The sequence below is a fragment of the Herbaspirillum sp. DW155 genome (assembly GCF_037076565.1).
GTDB lineage: Bacteria > Pseudomonadota > Gammaproteobacteria > Burkholderiales > Burkholderiaceae_D > Herbaspirillum.
In genome coordinates this window covers 179,223-205,926 of sequence record NZ_AP029028.1, presented here as the reverse complement: position 1 = coordinate 205,926, position 26,704 = coordinate 179,223, and the positions used below count along the sequence as shown (strand labels likewise).

20 protein-coding genes are annotated in these 26,704 nt (G+C 61.6%); 7 read left to right on the top strand and 13 right to left on the bottom strand.

The features are described 5' to 3' along the window. Positions 1-131: 131 nt before the first annotated feature. The 4 genes from AACH55_RS00995 to AACH55_RS00980 form a co-directional block, all read right to left on the bottom strand. The gene (locus AACH55_RS00995) at positions 132-1,589 is read right to left on the bottom strand and encodes a sodium:solute symporter family protein (RefSeq protein ID WP_338717538.1); all 1,458 of its coding nucleotides are present in this window, start codon (positions 1,587-1,589) and stop codon (positions 132-134) included. A 256-nt stretch (positions 1,590-1,845) separates the two neighbouring features. Next, the gene (locus AACH55_RS00990; protein WP_338717537.1) at positions 1,846-2,757 is read right to left on the bottom strand and encodes a phage tail protein; all 912 of its coding nucleotides are present in this window, start codon (positions 2,755-2,757) and stop codon (positions 1,846-1,848) included. A 321-nt stretch (positions 2,758-3,078) separates the two neighbouring features. Then, positions 3,079-4,371, bottom strand: coding sequence for a diaminopimelate decarboxylase (gene lysA, locus AACH55_RS00985; RefSeq protein ID WP_338717536.1), 1,293 nt, complete (start codon positions 4,369-4,371; stop codon positions 3,079-3,081). A 120-nt stretch (positions 4,372-4,491) separates the two neighbouring features. Then, on the bottom strand, positions 4,492-4,713 hold the full coding sequence (locus AACH55_RS00980) for a lipoprotein (protein ID WP_338717535.1): 222 nt from the start codon (positions 4,711-4,713) through the stop codon (positions 4,492-4,494). Between the two features lie 49 nt (positions 4,714-4,762). Between AACH55_RS00980 and cyaY the strand changes: the two genes are divergently transcribed. Further along, complete coding sequence (cyaY, locus tag AACH55_RS00975; protein WP_338717534.1) at positions 4,763-5,095, top strand: iron donor protein CyaY; 333 nt, start codon at positions 4,763-4,765, stop codon at positions 5,093-5,095. Positions 5,096-5,199: 104 nt separating this feature from the next. Then, the gene (gene gspG, locus AACH55_RS00970) at positions 5,200-5,655 is read left to right on the top strand and encodes a type II secretion system major pseudopilin GspG (protein ID WP_338717533.1); all 456 of its coding nucleotides are present in this window, start codon (positions 5,200-5,202) and stop codon (positions 5,653-5,655) included. 46 nt (positions 5,656-5,701) lie between these two features. On the opposite strand, the gene AACH55_RS00965 is transcribed toward gspG, so the two are convergent. The 6 genes from AACH55_RS00965 to putA form a co-directional block, all read right to left on the bottom strand. Further along, positions 5,702-7,237 (bottom strand): hypothetical protein, encoded by a 1,536-nt coding sequence (locus AACH55_RS00965; protein ID WP_338717531.1) that lies wholly within the window; start codon positions 7,235-7,237, stop codon positions 5,702-5,704. Positions 7,238-7,819: 582 nt separating this feature from the next. Continuing rightward, positions 7,820-8,995 carry a porin gene (locus AACH55_RS00960; RefSeq protein WP_338717530.1) on the bottom strand — a complete coding sequence of 392 codons (1,176 nt, stop codon included), beginning with the start codon at positions 8,993-8,995 and terminating at the stop codon, positions 7,820-7,822. Positions 8,996-9,311: 316 nt separating this feature from the next. Next, positions 9,312-9,515 (bottom strand): hypothetical protein, encoded by a 204-nt coding sequence (locus AACH55_RS00955; RefSeq protein ID WP_338717529.1) that lies wholly within the window; start codon positions 9,513-9,515, stop codon positions 9,312-9,314. 41 nt (positions 9,516-9,556) lie between these two features. Then, positions 9,557-10,900 carry an ATP-dependent protease ATPase subunit HslU gene (gene hslU / locus AACH55_RS00950; protein WP_338717528.1) on the bottom strand — a complete coding sequence of 448 codons (1,344 nt, stop codon included), beginning with the start codon at positions 10,898-10,900 and terminating at the stop codon, positions 9,557-9,559. Between the two features lie 64 nt (positions 10,901-10,964). Further along, on the bottom strand, positions 10,965-11,501 hold the full coding sequence (hslV, locus tag AACH55_RS00945; RefSeq protein WP_338717527.1) for an ATP-dependent protease subunit HslV: 537 nt from the start codon (positions 11,499-11,501) through the stop codon (positions 10,965-10,967). A 198-nt stretch (positions 11,502-11,699) separates the two neighbouring features. Next, a complete protein-coding gene (gene putA, locus AACH55_RS00940) occupies positions 11,700-15,398 on the bottom strand; it encodes a trifunctional transcriptional regulator/proline dehydrogenase/L-glutamate gamma-semialdehyde dehydrogenase (RefSeq protein WP_338717526.1) in 3,699 nt (1,232 codons plus the stop codon). A 361-nt stretch (positions 15,399-15,759) separates the two neighbouring features. Here putA and AACH55_RS00935 point away from each other — a divergent pair, with 361 nt between their 5' ends. From AACH55_RS00935 to AACH55_RS00915, 5 genes are all read left to right on the top strand, one after another. After that, positions 15,760-18,945: a type VI secretion system Vgr family protein gene (locus AACH55_RS00935; protein WP_338717525.1), complete on the top strand. Its 3,186-nt coding sequence runs from the start codon at positions 15,760-15,762 to the stop codon at positions 18,943-18,945. Between the two features lie 3 nt (positions 18,946-18,948). Then, positions 18,949-21,465, top strand: a complete 2,517-nt coding sequence (locus AACH55_RS00930) for a phospholipase D-like domain-containing protein (RefSeq protein ID WP_338717524.1) — start codon at positions 18,949-18,951, stop codon at positions 21,463-21,465. After that, a complete protein-coding gene (locus tag AACH55_RS00925) occupies positions 21,465-22,577 on the top strand; it encodes a hypothetical protein (RefSeq protein ID WP_338717523.1) in 1,113 nt (370 codons plus the stop codon). Before AACH55_RS00930 ends, AACH55_RS00925 begins: the two co-directional genes overlap by 1 nt. An 85-nt stretch (positions 22,578-22,662) precedes the next feature. Next, positions 22,663-22,938 (top strand): hypothetical protein, encoded by a 276-nt coding sequence (locus AACH55_RS00920; protein WP_338717522.1) that lies wholly within the window; start codon positions 22,663-22,665, stop codon positions 22,936-22,938. A gap of 151 nt (positions 22,939-23,089) precedes the next feature. Continuing rightward, a complete protein-coding gene (locus tag AACH55_RS00915; protein ID WP_338717521.1) occupies positions 23,090-23,812 on the top strand; it encodes a hypothetical protein in 723 nt (240 codons plus the stop codon). 137 nt (positions 23,813-23,949) lie between these two features. Here the strand turns inward: AACH55_RS00915 and AACH55_RS00910 are convergent, their stop codons facing one another. The 3 genes from AACH55_RS00910 to AACH55_RS00900 are packed head-to-tail and all read right to left on the bottom strand — an operon-like array spanning position 23,950 to position 26,694. Next, positions 23,950-24,675 (bottom strand): ABC transporter ATP-binding protein, encoded by a 726-nt coding sequence (locus AACH55_RS00910; protein WP_338717520.1) that lies wholly within the window; start codon positions 24,673-24,675, stop codon positions 23,950-23,952. A 15-nt stretch (positions 24,676-24,690) separates the two neighbouring features. Next, on the bottom strand, positions 24,691-25,458 hold the full coding sequence (locus AACH55_RS00905) for an ABC transporter ATP-binding protein (RefSeq protein ID WP_338717519.1): 768 nt from the start codon (positions 25,456-25,458) through the stop codon (positions 24,691-24,693). A gap of 21 nt (positions 25,459-25,479) precedes the next feature. Continuing rightward, positions 25,480-26,694, bottom strand: coding sequence for an ABC transporter ATP-binding protein (locus AACH55_RS00900; protein ID WP_338717518.1), 1,215 nt, complete (start codon positions 26,692-26,694; stop codon positions 25,480-25,482). Positions 26,695-26,704 lie beyond the last annotated feature (10 nt).

The window sequence follows — 26,704 nt, the reverse complement described above, 5'->3', positions numbered from 1 at the left end:
AATAAGTTCGAAAACCCGGGTGTTGGAATTGCTTTGACAGCACCTGGCCGAGCAGTTCTGGGAGACCGCCCCAAAAAGAAAAAACGGCCGCGCGGCAAGGCCGGGCGACCGTTTCAATCAGGCAAGAAGGATCAGGACTGTACGCTGCCCTCGGCGGGCACCGCCACCATGGGCGGCACCGGGGCCAGCACCTGAGGCATGAGCGAACCGACCACCATGCCGCCGATGGAGAACAGCAGACCGGCCAGTTGCGGCGGCCACAGGCCGTCCGGGGCGGCGTATTCCAGCGTGATCCACGACACCAGGCCCAGCACCATAGCCATCAGCGCACCCTGGCGGGTGGCGCGCTGCCAGTAGACCCCGAAGGCCAGCGGCACGAAGGCGGCCACCAGGGTGACCTTGTAGGCGTTCTCGACCATTTCATAGATGCTGGACTGGCTGTTCAGCGCCAGCGAGGTCACGCCGACGGTGAAGACCAGCACCACGGCGCGCATGGAGAAGAGGAATTCACGGTCGTTCTTCCAGGGGCGGATTTCCTTGAGCACGTTCTCGGTGAACGTCACCGAAGGCGCCAGCAGGGTCGCGCTGGCGCAGCTCTTGATGGCCGAGAGCAAGGCGCCGAAGAACATCACCTGGGCGAAGACCGGCATCTTTTCCATGATCAGGGTCGGCAGCACCAGCTGGGAATCGGTTTCCAGCAGGCGCGAGACCATGGCCGGGTCGATCAGCGTGGCCGAATAAGCCAGGAAGATGGGAATGAAGACGAAGAAGAAATAGATCACACCGCCCAGCACCGACGCATTGCGCGCCACCTTTTCATTCTTGGAGGACATTACGCGCTGGAACACGTCCTGCTGCGGGATCGAGCCCAGCATCATGGTGATCCAGGCGGCAAAGAACCACAGCACGTCCTTCAGTTCAGCGGCCGGCCAGAAGTTGAACTTGCCGGCCTCGGCGGCATGCGCAATGACAACACCCGGACCGCCGACCATGCCGGAAACTTCATATCCGATATACAGCATGCCGACCACCACGATGATCATCTGCAGGAAGTCGGTAATGGCCACGGCCCACATGCCGCCCATCAGGGTATAGATGAGCACGCTGCCCGCGCCGATGATCATGCCCCAGTGCATGGGGATGTAGCCGCCCGAGACGACGTTGAAGACCAGCCCCAGCGCCTTGATCTGCGCGGCCACCCAGCCCAGGTAGGAAATGACGATGCAGATCGTCACCAGCATTTCGGCGGCGCGGCCGAAGCGCTTCTTGTAGTAGTCGCCGATGGTCAGCAGGTTCATCCGGTAGAGCCGCTTGGCGAAGAACACGCCGACCAGGATCAGGCACAGGGACGAGCCGAACGGGTCGGCCACGATGCCGCCCAGGCCCTCCTTGAGGAAGGTCGAGGACACGCCCAGCACTGCCTCGGAGCCGAACCAGGTCGCAAAGACGGTCGCGGTCACCACCGACATCGGCAGCGAGCGGCCGGCGACGGCGTAGTCCTTCGAACTCTTCACGTAGCGGGTGGCATACAAGCCGATGCCGACCGAGATGACCCAATAGAGAACGACGAACCAAAGCAGTGCATTCATGCCTTTTTCCTTGCGGGCGGGGAATAGAAAAACGCGCATTATAGCGGCAACTTCCCCGCGCAAAGCCGCTTGTGGCAAGACTTTTCATCTGTCGCCACGGGGCCACAGCCGGGCTGGCCGGCGCCGGGGAATTGCCGGTGCAGCAAGCAAGAATTGCTCCCGCCCGCAGGGTGCGGGCGTCAGCATTTCGTCAGGGGAAGTAGATGGGAGATGAACATTGCTGCCCCGCCGGCAGCGGCAGCGCAGCAATGGTGCTTCAGGCGCCTTCGTTGCTGTGCTCGTAGGAAGGGCAACCGTTCTCGCCCCATTTGCCGTTGCACAGCTTCCACAGGCAGCTTTCACGGGCGAACACCGACAGGGCGTTGCATTGCTTGACCTGCTCGGCCAGCGTCGGTGCGGGCTGCACTTCGACCACCTCCGGCGCGGGGACGGCGGCCTGGGCGCGCTCGGCCTTGGCGCGGGCATTGGCCAGTTGCGCCTCGGCTTCGCGGCGGCGTTGCTCGCGCAGGGCCAGGGCGGCATCCTCGCGGCGGTGGCGGGCTTCGGCGGCGGCACGCTTCTGGGCCAGTTGATGGGCTTTTTCGTCGGCTTCCTGCTGGAGCCGGGCGATCACCTCAGGACCGGGCGCCGCATCGCCGACAGCGGCGTCGGCGCCAGCCTGGCCGGCCACCGGGGCTGCCGGCTCGACCTGGGTGGACCTGGACAGCGAAGGCGATTGCTGCATCACCGGCTTGATCGCGCGATGCGGCCACTGCCCGCCCAACCAAAGGGCCAGGCCAATGATGGTAAGAGTCAGCAGGGACACCAGCAGGGCACCCCGGGTCGAGGCCCGCACTTCGGGTTCGGTGCGGGGGCCGCGCGGCGCCCGGCGGGCGGCCGGTTCAGGCGGTTCCTGGGCCGCCACGTCGGCGGCATCGTCCTCGTAAGGCAGGCTGGCGGTGGCAGCGGAAGTGGCGACTGCGGCCGTCACGGCGGCAGCGGCCACTGCCGCAGCGGTGATGTGCGAGGCGCGGACTTCGAGTTCCTCCTCGCTCAGCGCCGGCATCGCTGCGCGGGCCGGATGATGGGTGTGGCCGGTGTTGCCGGATTGAATGCCGTGGCCGGCTGCTGACGCGCCTGCGGCGGCGCGCCGGTCACGATCTTCCTCTGTCGGTGCCAGAAGCTGCATTGGAATTCCCCTGTATTGCGCTACCGGCCGCCGTCGCTGGCGGCCCTGGTGTGCTCCCTCACGTCCATGATGGCTGTTGCCTGGCCTCCAGCGTCGGGCAAATTCGGCCCCAGGCGATTTTGATGCAGCGTTTGTTTTTTTGGACGGATGGCTATTTTGCGCTCAAATTTCCGAAAGGCAAAACAAAAATGCGGCTCTGCAAAAAAATTCCGTAGCGCAGACGGGGCAGGACTTGCCGACCTATCAAGAAACGATAGGCAAAAAGAAACGGCAGCCGCCATTTCGGGGGCTGCCGCTTAGCGGACTGACAACAAACCGGCGTCAGCCGACGATCTTTTCCAGTGCAAACAGGTCGGCAGGGTTTTCGCGCGCCCGGACCAGGTGAGCTTGCGCGCCATCGACCAGCACCTCGGCCGCACGACCCCGCGTGTTGTAGTTGGAGGCCATGGTCATGCCATAGGCGCCGGCCGACATCAGCGCCAGCAAATCCCCTTCGCCGATGGCCAGTTCGCGCGCGCGGGCCAGCCAGTCGCCGGATTCACACACCGGGCCGACCACATCGTAGATGCGGGGCTGGCCGGCGTTTTCCTTCACTGTCTTGACGCCATGCCAGGCTTCATACATGGCCGGACGCATCAAATCGTTCATGGCAGCATCGACCACTGCGAAGTTTTTTCCTTCACCATGCTTGAGGTATTGCACCTCGGTCAGCAGCAGGCCGGCATTGCCGACCACCGAGCGGCCCGGCTCGAACATGACCTGGATCGGACGGCCATCGTACTTGCTGGCACGCCAGGCATCGACGCGGGCGAACACGCGCGCCAGGTAGTCGCCGATGGCCACCGGCTGTTCGTCGTCGTAACGGATGCCGATGCCACCGCCGATGTCGAGGTGGTGGATCGGGATGCCTTCGGCTTCCAGCGCATCGACCATCTCGATGATCTTGTCCAGCGCTTCCAGCAGCGGGGAGTCGTCCAGCAGCTGCGAGCCGATGTGGCAATCGATGCCCACCACTTCGATGTTGGGCAGGGCGGCAGCGGCGCGGTAGCAGTTCAGCGCATCTTCATAGGCCACGCCGAACTTGTTTTCCTTCAGGCCGGTGGAGATGTAGGGGTGGGTCTTGGCGTCCACGTTGGGGTTCACGCGCAGCGAGATGCGCGCGCGCTTGCCCAGTGCGCCGGCCACTTCGTTCAATCGCGCCACCTCGGGGATGGATTCGACGTTGAAGCAGAGGATGTCATGTTCCAGCGCCAGCTTCATCTCGTCGCGGCCCTTGCCCACGCCCGAGAAGATCACCTTGCGGGCATCGCCGCCGGCGGCCACCACGCGCAGCAGTTCGCCACCGGAAACGATGTCGAAACCCGAGCCCAGCTTGCCCAGCAGGTTCAGCACCGCCAGATTGGAATTGGACTTGACCGAGTAACACACCAGGGCGCCCCCCTTGCCGCCCTCGACACGACCGGCTGCGCGGCAGGCATCGGCGTAGGCCGAGAAGTTCTGCACCAGGGCGGCCTTGGAATAGACGTAGAGCGGGGTACCGAACTGTTCGGCCAGCGCTTGCAGGGAGACGTCTTCGGCGTGCAATGCGCCGTTGCGATAGGAAAAGTGGGACATGGGTATCCGGAAAAGTCAGCGGAAAGATCAGCAGAAATTCAGTTCTGCAGGGAAATCCGGCGCGATCCCGCCCTCATGGGGGAACCGGCCTGTGCAGCCAGATGTTTCAACCGGGCATCATCATTTGGGCGTGTCGGCCGCAGGGGCGTCAGTGGAGTCCGCATTCTCCGGGGTGTCTGCCTTGTCCTGGGCCGGCGCAGCCGGCTGGGTGCGCACGAACGGGTCGGGCGGGATCTTGGGCATGTACAGCGGGCCTTTCTGGCCGCAGCCGGCCAGCATCACGACGACGGCGCACAGCGCCAGGGAAGCTGCACAACGGGCGGGAGAATAGTGTGACTTCACGATAAAATGACGGATTACATCGAAATCTTAGAATGACTTGGAGTGTAGCATGACCGAATCGGAATTCCTGGACCTGGCCGACGCCACCCTCAACGCCATCGAGACGGCGCTGGAAGACGCCTGCGACGCCAGCGAGCTGGACGTGGAATGCAGCCGCAGCGGCAACGTGCTGGAAATCGAGTGCGTAGACAATGGCTCCAAGATCATCATCAACAGCCAGGCCCCCATGCAGGAAATGTGGCTGGCCGCACGCTCGGGCGGCTTCCACTACAAGTATGACGGCAGCCAGTGGCTCAACACCCGTGACGGCAGCGAGCTCTATGCCACGCTCTCGGAAGTGGTCAGCAGCCAGGCCGGCGTGCCGGTCACCATCAAGCCCTGAACCGGCACGGCACTGGCCTGCGCGCCCCGCCGCAGTAGTGGTGGCGCGCTGATCCTTGCGCCCTTCCGGCTCCTACCGTCCACGTCAACAAACCCGCAGCATTCATGCGTCGATCCCTCCGACATCCCGCCTTCCTGTTCCTGCAGCGTGGCCTGGCGCGTCTGCGCTGGATCCTGGTACTGACCGTCCTGGCCGTGGCCGCAGCACTGCTGCTGCCACCCCTGGTGACCCGTTTCAACCACGACCACAGCCCGCAGGCGCTGGCCGCCGAGCAGGACATGCAAGCCATCGCCGCCGGCCTGGAACGCTACCGCCAGGACAATGGCCGCTATCCAAGCGCCGCCCAGGGCCTGCTGGCGCTGGTGATCAAACCGGTGCGGGCCCCGGTACCGGGCAACTGGCAGATCGGCGGCTACGTCGATCGTCTGCCCCGCGACCCTTGGGGCAATTCCTACCAGTACGGTGCCGACGACGACGGCACCCGCTATGAGCTCTACTCCTTCGGCCAGGCCGGACCAGAGGGCGGGGCCGACGGCGATCAGGTCATCTATCAACACTGACCCGGCGCAGCAGGCGGCCCGGGCCGCTCAATGCTTCACCGCTTCATCACACCAGATCCGGAAAAGCCGTGCGCAGCCGATACTGGCGCTGCCGGTAATTGCCTTCGGGTCCGCTGAAGCCGCAGTCGACATCGCCGAACAGGCGGCTGACGCGATTGATGGCCGCGCGCTGGGCTTCGGTCTGGACGGCAATCAGGCGCCGCTTGCTGCGCGCGTGGTGCGCACAGATGTCGACCACCAGGCAGTGGCCGTAATCAGCCTGCTTGATGTCGATAAGCAGCGCTTCCGGTTTGGTCAGACCAAAGGTGGCGGCCAGTTCGATACGGGCGCTCAGGAAAGGATTGCTGTTGCCCAGCTTGTCGCCCAGCTGCGCACGCGCCTGCCAGGCCCATGACTGGGCGTGTTCCTGCGCCGTGAAGGGCTGCAACGCCTGCGCCGCAGTCGCATCTCCCTGCGCTGCGGCCTGCTGCCACCAGTAGAGCGCCTTCACATCATGCAGCACATCGTCGCGGCGATTACGCCAGAAGATCTGCGCCAGTTCGCACTGCGCTTCGGCCAGGCCGGATTCGGCCGCCTTCTCCAGATATTGCTGGGCTACCTGCAGATTGCGCTGCGAATAGATCGAGCGCGAATAGATACGCGCCAGCGCATGCCAGGCTTGTCCGGAACCGCCCTCCCCGGCCAGCACCAGCCAGTGCAGGGCCTTCTTGAAATTGGCCAGGCCCTGTTCCATGAAAACGCGATTACCCGCACGGTCGATCTTGGCGCACAGCAGTCCCAGTTCCAGACGCGCCTCGACATCGCCGGCCAACGCTGCCAGTTCGAACAGTCGCATCAATTGCGCCAGCTCCGGGGCGGTGCTGCGCGCCTGCCACTGTCCATAGCGCCGCAAGAGGGTCGCTTCCTCGGCGTTGAGTTCGACCAGCCCGGTAGCATCACCGTCCTTGTCCAGCTGCGCCAGCGCAGCCGTATTGCGCTCCATCAGGCGCTTGACCACGATGGTCGCACCGCGCGCGAACGCCTGGCCCTGGCCCTGATGCCAGGCCTTGTCCAGCAGCGCGTATTGCGCCTGTTCGATGCCCGCGCGTGCGGCCTCGCGCATGAGCCTTTCTTCCACGACCGACGCTGGCGCACCCGGCACCACCGGCTGGCCATGCCGCTGCATCTGCTGGGCCAGCAGCCATTGCGCTTCGTGATCGTCGCGGCTGGCCAGCAAGGACAGCGCGGCGATGGCGCGTGCATGAGCATTGCTGTCGAACTGCTCGGTATGCTCCAGCACCAGGCGCGCAAAGATGATGCCCGCCTGTGGCACGCCGGCGTCGAAGGCCTTTTCATACCAGATGGCCGCTTCCTGCGGCGAGGACAGTTCCTTGACCTGATCGTAGGTGATGTTGCGGCCGATGATCATCCACGCATCGTCCACTCCCTGTTGCGCAGCGCGCCGCAGCCAGTAGAACGCCGTGCCCTTGCTGCGCGGCAGTCCGCTGCCGCCATTGAGGTAGCGCCGACCAAGGGCCAGTTGCGCGCGCGATTCGCCAGCGCGGGCGGCCTTGATGACGGCCAGCTCTTCTCTCGTTGCCATGTTCTTTTCCTTTCTCAGCAAGTCCGCAGTCACAAAACTGCGGACGAAAAAATCCCCGCCGGCGCAGCAAGCTGCGTCGGTCCGGTGTGCATCAAAAACTAAGTATTTGGATGCGGTCCGCCAGTGCGTGTTGAGGCGGTGCGAGGCGCGATTTATGGAAGCGCTTCTGTTCCACATGCATCGGAATGATGCACGTCATTAGAGCAGTGCGCCGCAAAAAAGTGCACGATAGAGAGAGCTTATTACGCTTCCTTTACATCCGGCAAGAGCCGCTTCCAGTAAGGCTTTCGTCAGCCTATTGCGACCAAAAAGCGAGCTTTTTGCGGTGCAGAAAATGAGCTTTCCTGCATGGCCGGGAGCTTCGTCATGCACCAAATCCGAGTGCAATGCGAAACAAAATGGGGAGAAGCGATCAATTCGTCGCATTCCTGCGGACGGAGAAAAATACTGTTACAAAAACTAACAAAATGGAGGTGTGATTCAGGCATGAAAAAAGCGCCACATGAAGCTCATGCGGCGCTTTTTCTTGCTCACTTGCGCATCAGACTGCACCGCCAAAAAGACGGCGCAGCTCAAGTCACATTAGAACTTGTGACGGATACCCACGGCGACGGCGCCTTGGTTGCCATCGGTACCGGTGGCATCGGAGACGCCCGGATTGTTCAGGTCGCTAGCCTTGGTGTAAGCCAGGAAGGCGTACAGGTCGGTGCGCTTGGACAGCCAGTAGTCGGTACCCAGGCTGACTTGGGTCAGCTTGGCTTTGGTGGACACGCCGTCGAAGTCGGCACGGGTGTGATCCACGGCAGCCAGCAGCTTCAGCGACGGGCTCAGGGAGTAAGCAGTACCCAGTTCGTAGATGTCAGCCTTCTTGGAACGAGCCAGGGTACGGTTGACGACGCTGGTCAGGGAGCCGACACCAGCGTAGTTGGTCAGGTTGGCCTGGGTGTTGAGGTCTTGCTTGACGCGCGAGTAGTTGCCGTACACGCGGGCCGGGCCGAACTGGTACGAAGCTGCAACGTTCAGGACCTTCTGAGCGGTGCTACCGGAGACGTTGCTGTTGGTGCCCACACTGTTGGCACCTGAAGCACCCAGCAGGGAGGTGTCAGCTGCGGTCGAACCAGCCTTGGACTGGTAGTAGTTGATGCCCAGACCCAGAGGACCGTTGTCGTACTTGCCGCCGATGCCGAAGGCTTGACCAGCGGAGGTCTGGCCAGCGGTTTCGCCGAAGCCGTACATCAGGTTACCGGTGAAGCCGTTCAGGCTGTTGGTGGTGTAGCTGATCGAGTTGTTGGTGCGGGTGCCTTGCAGGCGATCCAGGCCGGAGCCGGAGTTGCTGACCCAGCCACCGAAGTCTTGCACGGCGGTGTAAGCGGAGATGGTGTCGGCGAAGTCGGTTTGACGACCGACCAGCACGCTACCGAAGCCGCCAGTCAGACCCACCACCGACTTGCGGCGGAACAGGGTGTTGCTGGTCTTGGAATCGTCCAGAGCACCGGTGTCATTGCTGAAGCCGGTTTCCAGTTGGAACACGGCCGACAGACCGCCGCCCAGATCTTCAACACCCTTGAAGCCGATACGCGAACCCTGGATGACGCCCGAGTTCAGGCCGAACTTGCTGCCGGTGCCGCCGGTGGTGGCAACCTTGCTTTGGTAGACAACGCCGGTATCGACGATACCGTAGATCGTGACGGAGCTTTGCGCATTGGCTGCGCCTGCGAACGCGCCCAGAACGGCGAGTGCCAGCAGAGATTTTTTCATGTGACGTCCTTCTCTAAAAATAGTCTTGAGGATCCGCACTTGCAGTCGGATGGGCAAACATTAATGCTTCTCGTCGCGCGTGACTGCACCTTGGTCGATAGAAGTGATTTTTTAGACGGGAGCGAAAGATTGAAATGGCAATTGTTGTATTTTTTTATCGTCCATTTCCATTGCGCACTTGCGGTCCAGTTTCGGGACCGGCCTGCATTAAGGAAAAAGCGCCGGTATCTCTACCGGCGCTTTCCGAGATTTCTAACATCTTGAAACATCTTGCTGCCAGCGTGGGCGCACTGGCTATACAGCCGTGCATGGACAATCACTCGTCCTTGGGAATATCCACCAGCTTCTTGAGCAGATCGGACTTCCATTGCTGCCGCTGCGCCGAGGCATTCTTGCGATGGGCACCGGCACCGCCTGCGCGCTGCCGGGCCGCCAGCGCGACCGGATTGCGCGGCCTGGATTGCGAGGGCTCGACGCGAAAGCTCAGCTTCTGCCGCGTCCCCAAGGTCTTGTTGGCCATCGCATTCTCCTTGCCTCAGCGGGCATCATGACAGCATCGCCTTACAGCACGTAGCGCGACATGTCCTCATCCACGGCCAGCTCACCCAGCCGCTCGTTGACATATTCGGCATCGATGCGCAGGCCATCCACAACGGCCTCGCCGGCCGTGAAGGAAATCTCTTCCAGCAGTTTTTCCATGACTGTATAGAGACGGCGCGCGCCGATGTTCTCGGTCTTCTCATTGACCGTGTGCGAGATCTCGGCCAGGCGCTTGATGCCGCTGTCGGCGAATTCGATCTTCACACCTTCGGTGGCCAGCAGTGCTTCGTATTGCTTGGTGAGGCAGGCATCCGTGCCGGTCAGGATGCGTTCGAAGTCGGCAATGGACAGCGAATCCAGTTCCACCCGGATCGGGAAACGGCCCTGCAGTTCCGGGATCAGATCCGAAGGCTTGGACAGGTGGAACGCGCCCGATGCAATGAAGAGAATGTGATCGGTCTTGATCATGCCGTACTTGGTGTTGACGGTGGTGCCTTCCACCAGCGGCAGCAGGTCGCGCTGCACACCGGCACGCGAGACGTCGGCATTGCCGTTCTGCGAGCGGGTGGCGATCTTGTCGATCTCATCGAGGAAGACGATGCCATTCTGCTCCACGTTGGCGATGGCCTTTTGCTTCAGTTCTTCCTCGTTGACCAGCTTGGCCGCCTCTTCCTCGATCAACAGCTTCATGGCTTCCTTGATCTTGATCTTGCGCGCCTTCTTGCGCTGGTTGCCCAGGCCCGAGAACATCGACTTGATCTGCTCGGTCATCTCTTCCATGCCCGGCGGCGCCATGATTTCCATCGACGGTGCAGCGTCGTTCAACTCCAGTTCGATCTCGCGATCGTCCAGCGCCCCTTCGCGCAGGCGCTTGCGGAAAGTCTGGCGGGTGGTGTTCTTGTCGTCCTTCTCGCCGCTGGCACCGCCCTCCGGCGTAAAGCCGAAATCGCGGGCCGGGGGCAGCAGCACATCCAGGATGCGGTCTTCCGCCGCATCTTCGGCACGGGTGCGGACCTTGCGCGTTTCCAGCTCGCGCGTCTGCTTGATACCGATGTCCACCAGATCGCGGATGATGGTGTCGACATCGCGGCCCACGTAGCCGACTTCGGTGAACTTGGTGGCTTCGATCTTGATGAAGGGCGCATCGGCCAGCTTGGCCAGGCGGCGCGCAATCTCGGTCTTGCCCACGCCGGTGGGGCCGATCATGAGGATGTTCTTGGGCGTGATCTCATGGCGCAGCGGCTCCTCGATCTGCTGGCGGCGCCAGCGGTTGCGCAGGGCGATGGCCACCGCGCGCTTGGCGCGGGCCTGGCCGACGACGTGCTTGTCGAGTTCGGAGACGATTTCCTTGGGAGTCATATTCATGGTGGTGATCTTTTCGCTGTGACGATTCATCAGGGGAATGGGCGCAGAACCCGCGCCGCGCGGCTTATTCCAGCGTCTCGATGATGTGGTTCAGGTTGGTGTAGATGCACAGCTCGCCGGCGATGGTCAGGGATTTCTTGACGATCTCGGCCGGGGCCAGGTCGGTGTTGTCGTACAGGGCCTTGGCGGCCGATTGCGCGTAGCTGCCACCGGAACCGATGGCGCCGATACCGTCATTGGGTTCGAGCACATCGCCGTTGCCGGTGATGACCAGGGTGGTGTCGCGGTCCGCGCACAGCAGCATGGCTTCCAGACGGCGCAGCATGCGGTCGGTGCGCCAGTCCTTGGCCAGCTCGACCGAGGCGCGCATGAGGTTGCCCTGGTGCTTTTCCAGCTTGGCTTCGAACAGGTCGAGCAGGGTAAAAGCGTCGGCCGTGCCGCCGGCGAAACCGACCAGGACCTTGCCGTGATAGAGCTTGCGCACCTTGCGCGCACTGCCCTTCATGACGATGTTGCCAAGCGTCACCTGGCCGTCACCGCCCAGCGCGACCTGATTGCCGCGACGGACGGAAAGGATGGTGGTGCCGTGAAATTGTTCCATGCTTGCCTCTGTTCAATATGTGCCTGGGAGTCGCGGAGGGACGTACCGGTCCGCATTCCTGTCGAGATGGGGCTGCCCGGCCGGATTGCAAGTCACACGACTGCGCGGGCCGCCATCCGGGCCGATATTGTACGCCCGCAAGAAGAACGGGCGCCCGGGCCAGAAGGCCGGGGCGCCCGTCTCAGGCAGCGGGAGCGATTACACCGAAATGGTCATCAGGCTGGCATTGCCGCCCGCGGCCGTGGTGTTGACGCACAGCGCACGCTCGGCCAGCAGGCGCCACAGCGGGATGGCGCCATCTTCGCTGCACAGGATCAGCGGCACCAGCGCGCCGTCCCGTGCAGCCAGGCGCACGCGCCAGGCGGCGGCCTGATGGCTGTCCACCAGAGCCGCTTGCAGTGGCTCGGCATCGGGCTGGCTGGCACGGCGGATGGACGCACGCACCGGGACGGGCAGGCCGGCCGGCAACAACGCCGCCGTGGCCTCATCGACCAGCACCGTATTGCCGGTGGCAAAGGCCGCAGCCAGTTGATTCAACAGCGTACCGACGCTGGCGGCCACGCACAGTACCAGCCCGCGCGGGGCGAAGCCCAGCGTATTGCGCTCGCCGGTCGGGCCGGGCAGCAACAGGCTGCGTTGCAACAGGCTGTCGTGGTGATAGCGCTGGCCGGTGGTGGCCAGACGTTCATGGCCGTGCGTGCGCGCCCAGTCCAGCAGGCTGTCCAGCAACGCATTGGGCAGCTCCGCCGGTTGCGCGCGGGTCAGTTCCTCGTGCAGTTGCGCATTGCGCTGCAGGCGCTTGAGGTAGAGCGGGCCACCGGCCTTGGGACCGGTGCCGGACTTGCCTTCGCCGCCGAAGGGCTGCACGCCCACCACCGCGCCCACGATATTGCGGTTGACGTAGATATTGCCCACGTGCGCACGCTGGGCCACGAAATCGATGGTCTCGTCGATGCGCGAATGCACGCCCAGGGTCAGGCCATAGCCGGTGGCATTGATGGCGTCGATCAGCTGCGGCAGGGCATCGCGGCGATAGCGCAGCACGTGCAGCACGGGGCCGAAGACTTCGCGCTGCAGTTGCGCCAGGTCGTCGATCTCGATCACGGTCGGGGCCACGAAGGTGCCGTGCCGGCAATCCTCGCCCAGCGGCAGCTGGTGCACGGCGCGCGCGGTCTTGCGCATGCGTTCGATGTGGGCCAGCAGGTTCTCCCGGGCCTCGGCATCGATGACCGGACCGATGTCGGTGGAGAGGCGATCCGGACGGCCCACGCGCAGTTCGGCCATGGCGCCCTTCAACATCTCCAGGGTACGGTCGGCGATGTCTTCCTGCAGGCACAGGATGCGCAGGGCAGAGCAACGCTGGCCGGCGCTGTCGAAGGCCGAGGACAGCACGTCCTGTACCACCTGTTCGGCCAGCGCCGAGGAATCGACGATCAACGCATTCTGGCCACCGGTCTCGGCGATCAGCGGCACCTCGCCATGTTCCCCGCTGCCATCGCCATCATCGTGCTTGCGCTGGGCCAGGGTACGGTTGATCAACTGCGCCACTTCGGTGGAGCCGGTGAAGATCACGCCCTTGACGCGCACATCCGAGGTCAGCGCGGCACCCACGGTCTCACCACGGCCCGGTAGCAATTGCAGCGCAGCGCGCGGCACGCCCGCTTCGTGCAGCAGTTGCACGGCGCGATGGGCGATCAGCGCGGTCTGCTCGGCCGGCTTGGCCAGCACCACATTGCCCGCGGCCAGGGCAGCGCTGACCTCGCCGATGAAGATCGCCAGCGGGAAATTCCACGGACTGATGCAGACCACCGGGCCCCAGGCCAGCACGTTGCCATCGTGACGGGAGGCGATGGCGTAGTAGCGCAGGAAATCGACCGCTTCGCGCACTTCGGCAATCGCATTGGGCAAGGACTTGCCGGCTTCGCGCACGGCCAGCGCCATCAGTTCTGCGATGTGCTCTTCCAGCAGGTCGGCCGCGCGTTCCAGCATGGCGGCGCGCTCGGCGGCCGGGGTCGATTGCCATTGCGGGGCATAGTCGGTGGCCGCACTGAGGGCGGTATCGACATCGGCCACCGTGGCTTCGCTCACCTGTCCCACCACTTCGCGATGATCGGCCGGATTGCGCACGGCCTGTGCGGCTTGTGCAGCGATCTCGCCGGCGATCAGCGGCGCGGCATGCCATTGGCGCTGGGCCATGGAGACGAACAGCTCGCCCAGTTGTCGCAGGCGTGATTCATTGGAGAGATCGATGCCCGCCGAATTCTTGCGCTCCTGGCCATACAGCTGATGCGGCAGGGCGATGGCCGGATGCGGCATGCCGCCCTGGGAGCGCACGGTCTCGATGGGATCGGCCACCAGGCGATCCAGCGGTACGGCTTCATCCACGATCTGGTTGACGAAGGAGGAGTTGGCGCCGTTTTCCAGCAGGCGCCGCACCAGGTAGGCCAGCAGGGTCTGGTGCGAACCGACCGGGGCATAGATACGGCAGGCCTTGCCCAGATTGTCGGCACCGACCACCTGGTCGTACAGGGTCTCGCCCATGCCGTGCAGGCACTGGAATTCGTAGTTGTCGACCTGATGCTGCCTGGCCCAGTGATAGATCGCCGCCAGCGTGTGCGCATTGTGCGTGGCGAATTGCGGATAGATCACATCGGTGGCGGCCAGCAACTTTTGCGCGCAGGTCAGGTAGGACAGATCGGTATGCACCTTGCGGGTATAGACCGGATAGCCCTCCAGACCATCGACCTGGGCACGCTTGATTTCGCTGTCCCAGTAGGCGCCCTTGACCAGGCGGATCATCAGGCGACGACCATGACGGCGCGCCAGATCCACCAGGTAGTCGATCACGAAGGGGCAGCGCTTCTGATAGCCCTGCACCACGAAGCCCAGGCCCTCGAAACCGGCCAGGTCCGGGTCGGCCACCAGCACTTCCATCATGTCCAGCGACAGTTCGAGGCGGTCGGCTTCTTCGGCGTCGATGTTCAGGCCAATGTCGTATTGCTTGGCCAGCAGCAGCAACTGCTTCAGGCGCGGCAGCAGTTCATTCATCACCCGCGCATGCTGGGCGCGCGAGTAGCGCGGATGCAGGGCCGAGAGCTTGACCGAGATGCCCGGGCCATCCTTGATGCCGCGGCCGTTGGAGGCGCGGCCGATGGCGTGGATGGCGGTCTCGTAGGACTGGTAGTAGGCATCGGCGTCGTGCATGGTCAGCGCTGCCTCGCCCAGCATGTCGTAGGAATAGCGATAGCCACGCTTTTCGTTGTCACGGCTGTTTTCCAGCGCTTCTTCGATGGTCTGGCCGGTCACGAACTGGTTGCCCAGCATGCGCATGGCCAAGTCCACGCCCTTGCGGATGAGCGGCTCGCCGCCCTTGCCGATCAAGCGCGTGATGGCTTGCGTGAGGCCGCTTTCGCTGCTGGTGGAAACCAGCTTGCCGGTGATGAGCAGACCCCAGGTGGCGGCATTGACGAACAGCGACGGTGATTCACCGAGGTGCTTGCGCCAGTCGCCCTTGCTGATCTTGTCGGCGATGAGGCGGTCGGCGGTCTGGCGGTCGGGGATGCGCAGCAGCGCTTCGGCCAGGCACATCAGGGCCACGCCCTCTTCCGAGGACAACGAGAATTCATGCATCAGCGCGTCCACGCCGGAGGACCGGGTGCGCTTTTCACGCACCTGCTGCACCAGCTTCCTGGCCAGTTGCTGGGTGGCGTCCTTCCAGGGCTGCTGGCCCTGGACCTGCTGCAGCAGCCACTGCACGGCCTCGCGCTCGTCGCGGCGATAGGCGGCGGTGATGGCCGCACGCAGCGGGCTGGGGGCCGGCAGCAACTCGGCCTGGAAAGTGCCAAAAGGCAGGCTGGAAGCGGAGGCCGCAGGCGCGGCGGAGACGGCGGTGGTCATGGTCTGGAGTCAAGATGGGATGAAATGGGCAACGGGATTCTATGTGCTCGTTGCCAATATTAATTCTGTATTTAGCGCGGTACCCCAATATTTAATTTTGAAAATTTAATTTATACGATTTTAAATTTTCCACATCCCGGTGGAATGGTCAGGACAGGCAGAGCTGTCGCGGCTTCCGGGGCGATATGGGCGCAAAGCCGCCAGCTGCCGACGCCATGACGGCGAGGTCCGCGCGAATCCGAAATTATTCGATGGATTCTTCGGCTCCTTTCGAGCTTTACCCAGGATTTCGGTGACTTTTCCGGCAAGGCAAACTTGCCGAACAAGAATGGCGGCCCGTCATTGCACACCGCCCCCCGTCATGGATACCACCAGCCGTCTGCTCTCCCGCCTGATCCGCTTTTCTGCGGCAACGCGCTTGTACCGCCTGGATATTGCCGGTCAGACCGAAGACCGTTTCCTGGTCGAGGCCTACGCCGCTGTCGACGCCTTGCATGCGGTGGGCGCTACCGAAGTGATCGTCCTGAGCCTGGAGGCGGATGCAGCGCCGAGTTCCCTGCTGGGTCGCCGCGCCACGCTGGAGATGCGCCTGGCCGACGGCGGTGTCCGGCGAAGTACCGGGCTGATCCATGAAGTCGCCAAACTGGGTGGTGATGGCGGTTTCTGTCGCTATCGCCTGCGTCTGGCGCCCTGGCTCTGGCTGCTCACACAAGCCAGCACCAGCCGCGTCTGGCAAGACAAGAGCCTGCTGGAAGTGGTCGAAGACGTCTTCCGTGAATTCCCGCAACATGCCGACTGGCATTGGTCTGCCGATGCGCTGACGTGCCTGGGCCGCTTGCCGCTGCGCAGCTATACCGTCCAATACCGTCAGACGCATTTCGATTTCATCAGCCGCCTGCTGGCCGGTGAAGGGCTCTCATGGCGCATGGAAGAACATGCAGCCAGCCCGCAGGGACATCGCATGGTGATCTTTGCCGACAGTACTGCGCGCAGTTCCTTTCCCGAAGATGCGACCAGCGCGGCCCATCGCGGCATCCGCTTTCATGGCGCCCGGGAGCAGGAGCAACGGGACGTCATCCATGCCCTGGCCGCCTGCCGCAGCCTGCAAGCGGCCAGCTACACGCTGCTGGCCTACGACTACCAGAACAAACAAGCCATCGCCTCAAGCATCCCCACCCATCATGCATTCGGCGGCCGCGCTGCACCCTGGCTGGAAAGCTACGACAGCGCAGGCCCGTTCGCCCATGACGACGGCCACGCCGCAGACCGCCACGCACGCCTGATGATGGAAGCCGCCGAAGCCCGCAACAAGCTCTGGCGCGGACGCGGCACGGTGCGCAGCTTGCAGGCGGGATCGCGCTTCGCCTTGATGCAGGGACCGTTGGCCGGGCAGGAACGTGACTATGCCGTGCTCTCGGTGCTCGGTGTGGGCGTCAACAATCTGCCTGCGCAGACCGAAGCGGCACTGGCCGAATTGTTCGGCCCCTTGCCGGTCCTGCTGGACGAGGCCATCGCTGCCTGCCTCAAGACCACCGGGACGGCAGCGACTCTGGCCAGCGATCAGGACTTGATCGCGCTGGCGCGCCGCATGGGATACGCCAATGTGTTCGAAGCAATCCGCGCCGACATCCCCTGGCGCCCCGTGCTGGCCGATGGCACGGGCCTGGAGCGCCGGCCTCATGCATTGGCGCAGGGCAGCCAGAGCGCCATCGTGGTCGGCGACCGGGGGCAGACTCAGCCCAACGGTCCCGATGAACTCTGCTGCGACCGGCTGGGCCGCGTGCGCATCCGTTTCCACTGGCAGGGACGGCACGATGATGCGGCCGCGACCTGCTGGGTACGGGTGGGCCAGCGCTGCGCCGGACCGGGCATGGGGATGCAGTTCCTGCCGCGCATCGGGCAGGAAGTCCTCGTGCAATTCATCGAAAACGACCTGGAGCGACCGATTGTGCTCGGTGCCCTCTACAACGGCCGTGGGGAGGGCGGTGTCGCTGCAACGCCCGGTGGCGAGGTGAAGGTTTCTGCCGAAATCCAGATTTTTCAACAAGCCGGCGATACCGCCATCAGCGGCCAGGGCAATCTGGCGGGCGGTCACGCGCCGACCTGGCATGGTGCCAGTGCCGATCTCGACGGGCATCGCAATTCTGCTGCGCAATGGGGCATCCGCTCCAAGGAGTTTGGTGGCTGGGGATACAACCAGCTGCTCTTCGACGACAGCAACGACCGTGGCCGCATCCAGCTCAAGACCACCCAGGCCGGCACCGAACTGAACCTGGGTCACCTGATCCACAGCGCCGACAATTATCGCGGCAGCTTCCGTGGCACGGGCGTGGAATTGCGTACCGATGCCTATGGGGTGATACGTGCGGGACGCGGCATTCTGTTCTCCAGTTATCGGGTGGAACATCGCGCCCAGCATCGTGACCCCGCTGGAGACAACATGGGCCAGCGGGCGATGGCACGACAGGCTGCACACCTCAGCAAGACCTTCGGCGAGGCAGTCCGCACACATCGCACGGTGGGCATGGCAGAGGGACCCGATGCGATGAAGCAGGCCATTGACGGACAGGCCGAGATCGCGCAGCAGGAACTGCCTGCCACCAGCACGCCGCTGATCCAGATCGCTGCAAAGGAAGGACTGGGCGTGGTGGCCGGACAGCATCTGCAGATGGCCAATCGCGGGGGCGTCAGCCTGATCGTCGGACAGGATGCCCAGCACGTCAGTGGTCAGCAATTCCGGCTGCGCACGCAGCAGGCCATCGGATTGCTGGCCGGGGCAACTGCTGCCGGCGACCAGGGCATCGGCCTGCAGATGATCGCTGCACAGCGCGACATCGATGTGCAGGCACAGTCCGGCGGACTGGCCGTGCAGGCGCGTGATCAGTTGCGGATCGTCAGCGCGAATGCGGGCGTGAACTGGGCAGCGGCCCGCAGGATCACGCTAGCCACGGCGGGTGGGGCCAGTATCGCCATTGATGGCGGGAACATTACGGTGTTGTGTCCGGGAAAGTTGACCGTGCATGCGGGGCAGACCTTGCTGGATGGGCCCATCCAGCATCTCGTGCAGTTACCGGTCCTCCCACGGACGGCGGTGGACATCAAGAAGCTCGACATCGATCTGCGGACCCAGGACGTCCCGGGCCCGCATGGCCTGGCACTGCCGAATACACCCTGGCGCATCGTGGCGGCCGAGAGTGGGCAGCAGGCGCTGGCGGTGACCGACAAGCTATTCCACGGCCACAGCGACGGCCAAGGGAAGATCATCCTCTCCGAGGCCGATCAGCAAGCCCTGCTCAGCGCCTACAACGCCCAACCCGGACAGCTCTGGCTGGTCTATCTGGACCATGTACAGAACATTGACATCGCGCGCCACGATCCATCGTGGAACGACATGCAGAAACATATGCACGCGCTCAATGCCATGGGCTACAGCGACGACTACGCCCAGGTTGCCGGCCGTGGACTCAATACCGGCACCCTGGACCTGGCACGGAAAGAGACCGGCAAGGCCCGAGGCACGCCCCTGCTCAAGCGACTCAAGGAGTAAGTCATGGCCACCATGGATCTGGATCAAACCAGCAGAAGCACCAGCATCATTGCCGGGACGGATGGGACGTTCAAGACCACCGTCACAAGCGGTCTTTGGATCGACGACGATCACGTCTATGCACCCAAGCGCGATGGCAACGACCTGCATGCCTTCGTGACGGGCAAAGCCTATTTTGCCGACCTCATCGAGAAGATGGAGAACGCCAGCAGCGAGATCTGCATTGCCGGCTGGCAGATCAACTGGGACGCACTGATGGCACCGGGCAAGCGGCTCTATGACGTGCTGCTCCAGGCCGCCCGCAAGAAGGGCATGAAAATTTACGTCATGCCCTGGGATGACACGCGGCCGGTGCGCACCTACGATGTGGCCACCATTCGGGTCCTCAAGAGCATCAACCAGGAACCGGATGTGGCACCGGGCACCGTCTTGGCGATCGCTTCTCCCAGCTTCAACCTGACCAACAAAGCGTATTTCAGCCACCACCAGAAGACCATCATCATTGATCGGCGCTACGCCTATGTCGGCGGCATCGACGTGGCCTACGGCCGCTACGATGACGAGCGCTTCTCACTCAAGTGCGATGAGCAAGGGCGGGAGGTCATGAATCGCTACAACCCCTGCATTCCGGCCCTGCTGGCGGTGCCCTTCACGGACACGGTGAACCCGATCAGCCTGGGTCAGGACAATCAGCCTTCACATCCTGGCCTCGCCGTGCCACCGTCACCTTCCGCACCACCAATGAAGCCGCTGTCCCTGGCTCCGGATGTCTTGCTGCTGACCGAACGGCAGAAACTCAAAGGCGGGAAGTGGCAGATCCCCTACGACGAACCACAACTACTGGACCTCATGACCAATGGCGCAGGCATCGATTCTCCGGCCCCATTCACTCTGGACCCGGCCCGCCAGGCCCGTATGCCCTGGCAAGACATGCATGTGCGCATGGAAGGCCCGAGCGTAGCGGATATCCTGAGCAACTTCGTGGATCGATGGAACGCCAGCGGCGGCCCTCGCCTGCCATCGCCCCCTCCAGCACAACAGTTTGCGGCGGCGGGATCAGCCATGGTGCAAGTGTTACGCAGCGCCCCTGCGGGCCTGCGCAAGAAAGAGAATCACCGCAACGGAAAAACCGCCGCAGTCTGCGAGGACCATATCAAGCAAGCGATGTGCAAGCTGATCGAGAAGGCCGATCATTTCGTCTACATTGAGAACCAGTTCTTTGTAGGCAAGATGGGGAAGCCGGTTCATGACGAACCCTCTGTGGATGGCCAAAAACCTGGACAAGACCTTTCTCCGGCAGCCAATTTCATCAACGCACAAAAGCACGGCCTAAGTAAAGTCGCAAGCTGGACATTACGCCAAAATGATGCCAACAAGAGCTCTTCACTCTACGAGCCCCCCACGAATCCCATCTGTGAAGCCCTGATCAAACGCATCACGCGCGCCATCCTCAATGCCGAACCGCAGCCCTTCCACGTCTACATTACGTTGCCGGTGCATCCTGAAGGTGATTTCTTCACCACCGCATCGGTGGCCGTACAAATCTACTGGACCATGCAGACGATATCCTTCGGCACCAACAGCTTGCTCAACGGTATCCGCCGCGCCTTGCGCGCCCGTCAACTCAGAGACCAAGGCGACAAGAACTACAAGCGCATGTTTGCCGACACCAACCAGGACATGCATAAGGAGCTGGAGCACATTCCGATGGAGGCTTGCTTCGACTACGTCACGCTACTCAATCTGCGCAACTGGGCCAAACTGGGTGAGCGTTACGTGACCGAGCAAGTTTATGTGCACACCAAGCTGATGATCGTGGATGACCGCTATGCCCTCTTCGGCAGCGCCAACATCAATGATCGCAGTCTCAATGGCGAAGGCGACTCAGAAATTGCCCTGCTGGTCGCGGATCAGAAAAACAGCACGGCCGATCTGTGTGGCGATGGTGTGCAGCGACCGGTCAGGGATTTTGCGCGCAAGCTGCGCATGGATATCTGGCGCAAGTTGTTTGCGATCGGATTGAAGCCAAGTGCTGTCGGTGGCGTTAGACCTGCGGACCACTTGCTGTCGGCAATCGATAAGCCCGCTTGTCCGGCGAGCTGGCGGGCGATTCAGAAACAGGCTGAGGAGAATGCTGCGGCTTATGAGGCGGTGTTTGATTATATTCCCCGCAGCTGGAGCAAATATAAAAAGAAGGCTAGCTCAATCATTCCCAACTGGGATCACGAAAAGAGATGGCCTAGATCTGCATCCACTACGCAAGGATATCCGTCGTCATCCTTACCATTCGAGAATGAGTTCTGGAGCCGCCATCGACATGAGCAAGGAGCGGTAAGCGAACTGAATAAGATTAAAGGCTTTATCACCGCACTTCCTATCCACTGGTCGGAAGGCGAAAAAAATAATTTTCCGTATCCAACTAGTTTGGTCGCCAATAACGACAAATCTCATTTTGGCAGTCCGAAGATTGCGCAATCAATGGTGACACAATCTCGATCCTCAGCCGACAAGGAAGCATAATGGAAAATATTTATAAAATGACGCGGCTACGTTCGATTACAGCAATCACGCTCATCACAACTTCCATTTGCGCAAGCGCGACTGAAAAGCTGGATTGGCGTACCGATTGCGTGGGACGCATGAAAATATCCATTCCCGGTGATGCCGATATCGCGATCACGCCGACGAAAGCTGTTCTTGAAGACAGCTCGAGTGCGCGATTTTTCTTTTCGGACGGAGTGCGTGCAGGATACAGCTGGTTCTCTTACGGTGGAAATATAAAGATCTCCAATCAACTCCGCCCCTCGGAAATCTCGAGCTTTCTAAAGAAAGCCGACGAATTCGGCGTGAGCGCGAGAGAGGATGTACTGACGGAGAAATATCGCCGTTCAGAAGATCCGGAGAATCCATTCGAGACGATTTACGCGAATGATGGATCAAAGTTTGCCATACGCGCCAATCTGTTCTTTCTAGTTGCACTCGTAGTCAACAACCATGCGGTGACCTTAATGTCATCCGTGGATAAAGATCAGATCAGTCGAGAAACAGAAATTCTTAAAAAGATCGTCACCAATATCGGTTATCGGGCAAATTTCACCATACCGCAGCGATCTGGCGTCTGTATGCCCTTCCTCTTTGTGGAGGACGTCGAGAACGAAGCACGATTAGCTGGAACGACATATCGCTTAAAAGATCATCCGGACATCACAATCTTTCTTGAGGATCGCTCTGCTGGTCGACCGGGGGAATACATGAGGCCAGAGGTCTTTACCGCCATCTACAAATCCAATTTCTTCTGGACGCAAGACTACCAAGACTACGATTCCATAGAAAACCTCCTGAAATTCCGTCGCCACAACAAAATCCCCTTCGCTGGTCAGCGTGCAGTGGAATCCAAGGTTCGAATGATCAGAACCGACAAGATCACCGAAGACTTCGGCTACCTGGTCGTGACCCAGGGTAATCCCGATGCCAAGGTCGATACCCCTGACCTCATGCTCTATGTCATCCGGGACGCCCAGCAAGCCATCAAGCGCGGCATCAAGCCAGTCCCTAAGAAGGAATTCTTCAAGCTCGCGAGGCAAATTGCGGATTCCGTCAAACATCGGGGTTCGATTCCTTCCGACAAATGAAGTATCTGTCATATCTTGAGCAGCTACTCGGGGACGATAAACAAACGAAAGATACCAAGGTCCAAGCCCAGCGAAGGGACAGACAATGAACTGGATTACCACGGCCGCGAAAATCTCCCTGCTTGCAGCAATATCGTTCTCCGCTGACGCAGCAGCGGTCGACCAAGAGCCTATCTATCTGGGTGTGGAAATGCGGAATCGCTGCGGGTTCGCACTCACGCTGGTCGACACGATTGACGGGGTTAGTTGCAGTGGGGATCGGCAATTGACTGATTCCTATCGGGCGATGAGCATCGGCTACTTCGTGAATCAGTTTGAGCATAACGACTTTGCTCGCCAGATTAAGAATGCTTTCTCCTGATCATCGGGAATGCGACCATGACGCTGTACTCCGATCTCATCTGCTTGCCGCGTAACGGAAAAAAAACCGACCCGGCAGAGTTCGATGTGGACGACTTCATGAAGATGATCTACAGCATCACTTTCGACAGCCAATGAAGCACTCACTTTCCATGAACACAGAACCAAATCTGTCTTCCTGGTCCCACGAAAAATCCTCTTCAATGAAGATACTGATTTCTTTCCTGATGTTGTGTCTCGCTTTAAGCTGCCACATCGATTCGGTCGCCGCTAACGCAGCTGTTCTTTTCAAATTCAAGCAGCGCAGGATCAAGGAGACCTGTCATTTTTCGATGCGTCCACCGAGCAGCTCACCCATCATCACCTGTACTGCGCTTCCACACTATCCTGGTGCCAAAGTACTTCAGATGGGCCATTATCCGGAGGACTTTTCAGGCCCCGGACTGCTGGCAAACACGGAAGGGTTTCTCTCGCGACAATCTACGCAGGACTATCTCGCTTCAGGCATCTCGGACTGGATCGCCGTCCCTTCGCGCACGGGCCACCTGGATCAGGAGGATGATGCGATACAGCTCAACGAGTACGGTGTGGATTTTCTGTGGGCGAGACAGCCCGATGAGATCAAGCGGGAGAAAATTCACGGCAAGGACTGGACCGGCTATCTCTGGACGCGGCGCACCGAGCCGACCAGAAACGAAATGGGTGACCTGGCGCCCAAGCGGCCACAACGATGTTTCATCGCCTTGCTCGGCAATCAGAAAAATAGCCTGGAGTTCGCCACCTGCCTTGCCCGGGACCGTAATCCCCGGGAGCCGAACGAACTGCATTATCGAGACTTCATGCGCGCATTGAAGAGCATTGAGTTTGGCCGCTAACACTTGCCCATGTCGCCATCAGAAAGATTCATGCAGGTGATTCAGTCTGCCTCCAAGTAAAAAAGCGCAGCCAAGGCTGCGCTTTTTTATCGATGGACCACAAATGATTTATATCATTTACGGATTATCTCATCAGCTCAACCCTCTCCCAGATAAGCCGCCTTCACCCGCGGATCATCCAGCATCTGCTGCGCCTGCCCTTCCATGGTGATCAGACCCGACTCCATCACGTAACCGCGATGCGCCGCCTGCAGCGCCAGCTTGGCGTTCTGTTCCACCAGCAGGATGGTGATGCCCTGCGCCGACACATTGCGGATCACTTCAAAGATCTTCTCCACCATGATCGGCGACAAGCCCATCGACGGTTCATCCAGCAGCAGCAGCTTGGGATGGCTCATCAGCGCACGCGCCATCGCCAGCATCTGCTGTTCACCACCCGACAAGGTGCCCGCCATCTGCGCCGCACGTTCCTTCAGGCGCGGGAAGACCTCGAACCAGCGGTCGATTTCGGCCTGGATCTGGCCCTTGTCATTGCTGGTGTAGGCGCCCATCAACAGGTTTTCCTGGATGCTCATGCGGGTGAAGACGCCACGGCCTTCCGGCACCATCGCCAGCTTGTCCTTGACCAGCTCGAAGGACTTCTTGCCCTTCAAGGGATGGCCGAGATAGTAGATGTGACCATCCACCTTGCTGCTGGGCAGCGTGCCGGTGATGGCCTTCAAGGTGGTGGTCTTGCCCGCGCCGTTGGCGCCGATCAGGGTGACCAGTTCACCGTCGTTGACTTCCAGGCTGATGCCCTTGACGGCCTGGATGCCGCCATAGGCCACGCTCAGTTGTTCGACTTTGAGGATGTTGGTTGTCATGTTCTGTGGTCTCGCTTAATGTCCTGCACCGAGGTAGGCCTCGATCACCGCCGGGTTCTTCTGCACGTCGGCCGGCACGCCCTCGGCAATCGGCTTGCCGTAGTCCAGCACCGTGATGCGGTTGCACAGGCCCATCATCAGCTTCACGTCGTGTTCGATCAGCAGGATGGTCTTGCCCTCGGCCTGGATCTTCACCAGCAGTTCGCGCAGGCCGAGCTTCTCGGTGGCGTTCATGCCGGCCGCCGGTTCGTCCAGCGCCAGCAGTTGCGGATCGGTCGCCAGGGCGCGGGCGATTTCCAGACGGCGCTGGTCGCCATACGAGAGGTGGCGCGCCGTGCGCTTGGCGAACTGGCCGATGCCCACGAAGTCCAGCAGCTGCTGCGACTTGGCGCGGATCGCCTCTTCCTCATCGCGTGCCGCCTTGTGGCGGAACACCGCACCGAAGACATTTTGTTTGGTGCGCACGTGGCAACCGACCATCACGTTTTCCAGCACGGTCATTTCACCGAAGAGGCGAATGTTCTGGAAGGTGCGCGCGATGCCGGCCTTGGCCACTTCGTGCGGAGCGCTCGGCGAATAGGGCTTGCCGTCCAGTTCGAAGGTGCCGGTATCGGGTTGATACAGGCCCGTGATGACGTTGAAGAAGGTGGTCTTGCCGGCACCGTTGGGGCCGATCAGGCCATAGATCTGGCCGCGCTCGATGGTGATGCCCACGCCGTTCAAGGCTTGCAGGCCGCCGAAACGCTTGCTGACGTCGCGGATCTTGAGCAGTGTCTGTGTCATGTTCTGTGCTCCTGATAGGGCTTAGGCTTTGACTTCGCCGGTCGTGCCGATTTTGGTATGGTCCACTTCGGGACGGTCTTCATGGCGCGGCGAGGGCCACAGGCCAGCCGGACGGGTCAGCATGATGATCACCATCGCCAGCCCGTAGAGCAGCTGGCGCAGCACTTCAGCATCGATCCACACCTTCCCGAAGATGGCCATCTGCAGCGGCTCCACCACGTGGCGCAGCACTTCCGGCAGCGCCGCCAGGATCACGCCTCCCAGCACCACGCCGGGGATGTGGCCAATGCCGCCCAGCACCACCATGGCCAGCACGGCGATGGATTCGGTCAGCGAGAAAGATTCCGGCGAAACGAAGCCCTGGAAGGCGCCGAACATGGCACCAGCCACGCCACCAAACGAAGCGCCCATGGCGAAGGCCAGCAGCTTGACGTTGCGGGTGTTGATGCCCATCGCCTTGGCCGCGATCTCATCTTCACGAATGGCCACCCACGCACGGCCCAGGCGCGAATCCTGCAGGCGGGACGAGAAGAAGATCACGAAGATGCACAGCACCAGGAACAGGTAGTAATACGCGTTGACCGAAGGCAGGCTCATGCCGAACACCTTGACCATCGAACCCGACCCCGGCTCGCCGGCCAGCGAGACGCCGAACACGCGGATCGGATCGATCAGGTTGATGCCCTGCGGACCGTTGGTGATGTTCACCGGGGCGTTGAGGTTGTTCATGAAGATGCGGATGATCTCGCCGAAGCCCAGCGTCACGATGGCCAGGTAGTCACCGCGCAGCTTCAGGGTGGGCGCGCCCAGCAGCGCACCGAAGAGCGCCGCCAGCACGCCCGAGATCGGCACGATCAGCCACAGCGAGAGGTGGATGCCGTTCTGCACGATCTGCGGACCGCACAGCCACACCAGGAAATTGCCGATGGCAGGATAGGTGTTGACGAAGGATTCGATCACCTGCGCGAACTGGGGCGAGGCCAGCAGACCGGCGCTGTAGGCGCCGATGGCATAGAAGGCGATGTAGCCCAGGTCCAAGAGGCCTGCGAAACCCACCACCACGTTCAGGCCCAGGGCCAGCATGATGTAGAGCAGCGCCATATCCATGATGCGCACCCACGAATTGCCGAAATGCTGGGCGATCATGGGGAAGATGATCATCAGCGCCAACAGCGCCAGCAGGCTGAACCGCGCCTGCTGGGGGTTGCGCTTCATGTCGAAGGTCATGAGAGCCATAGTGTTCTCT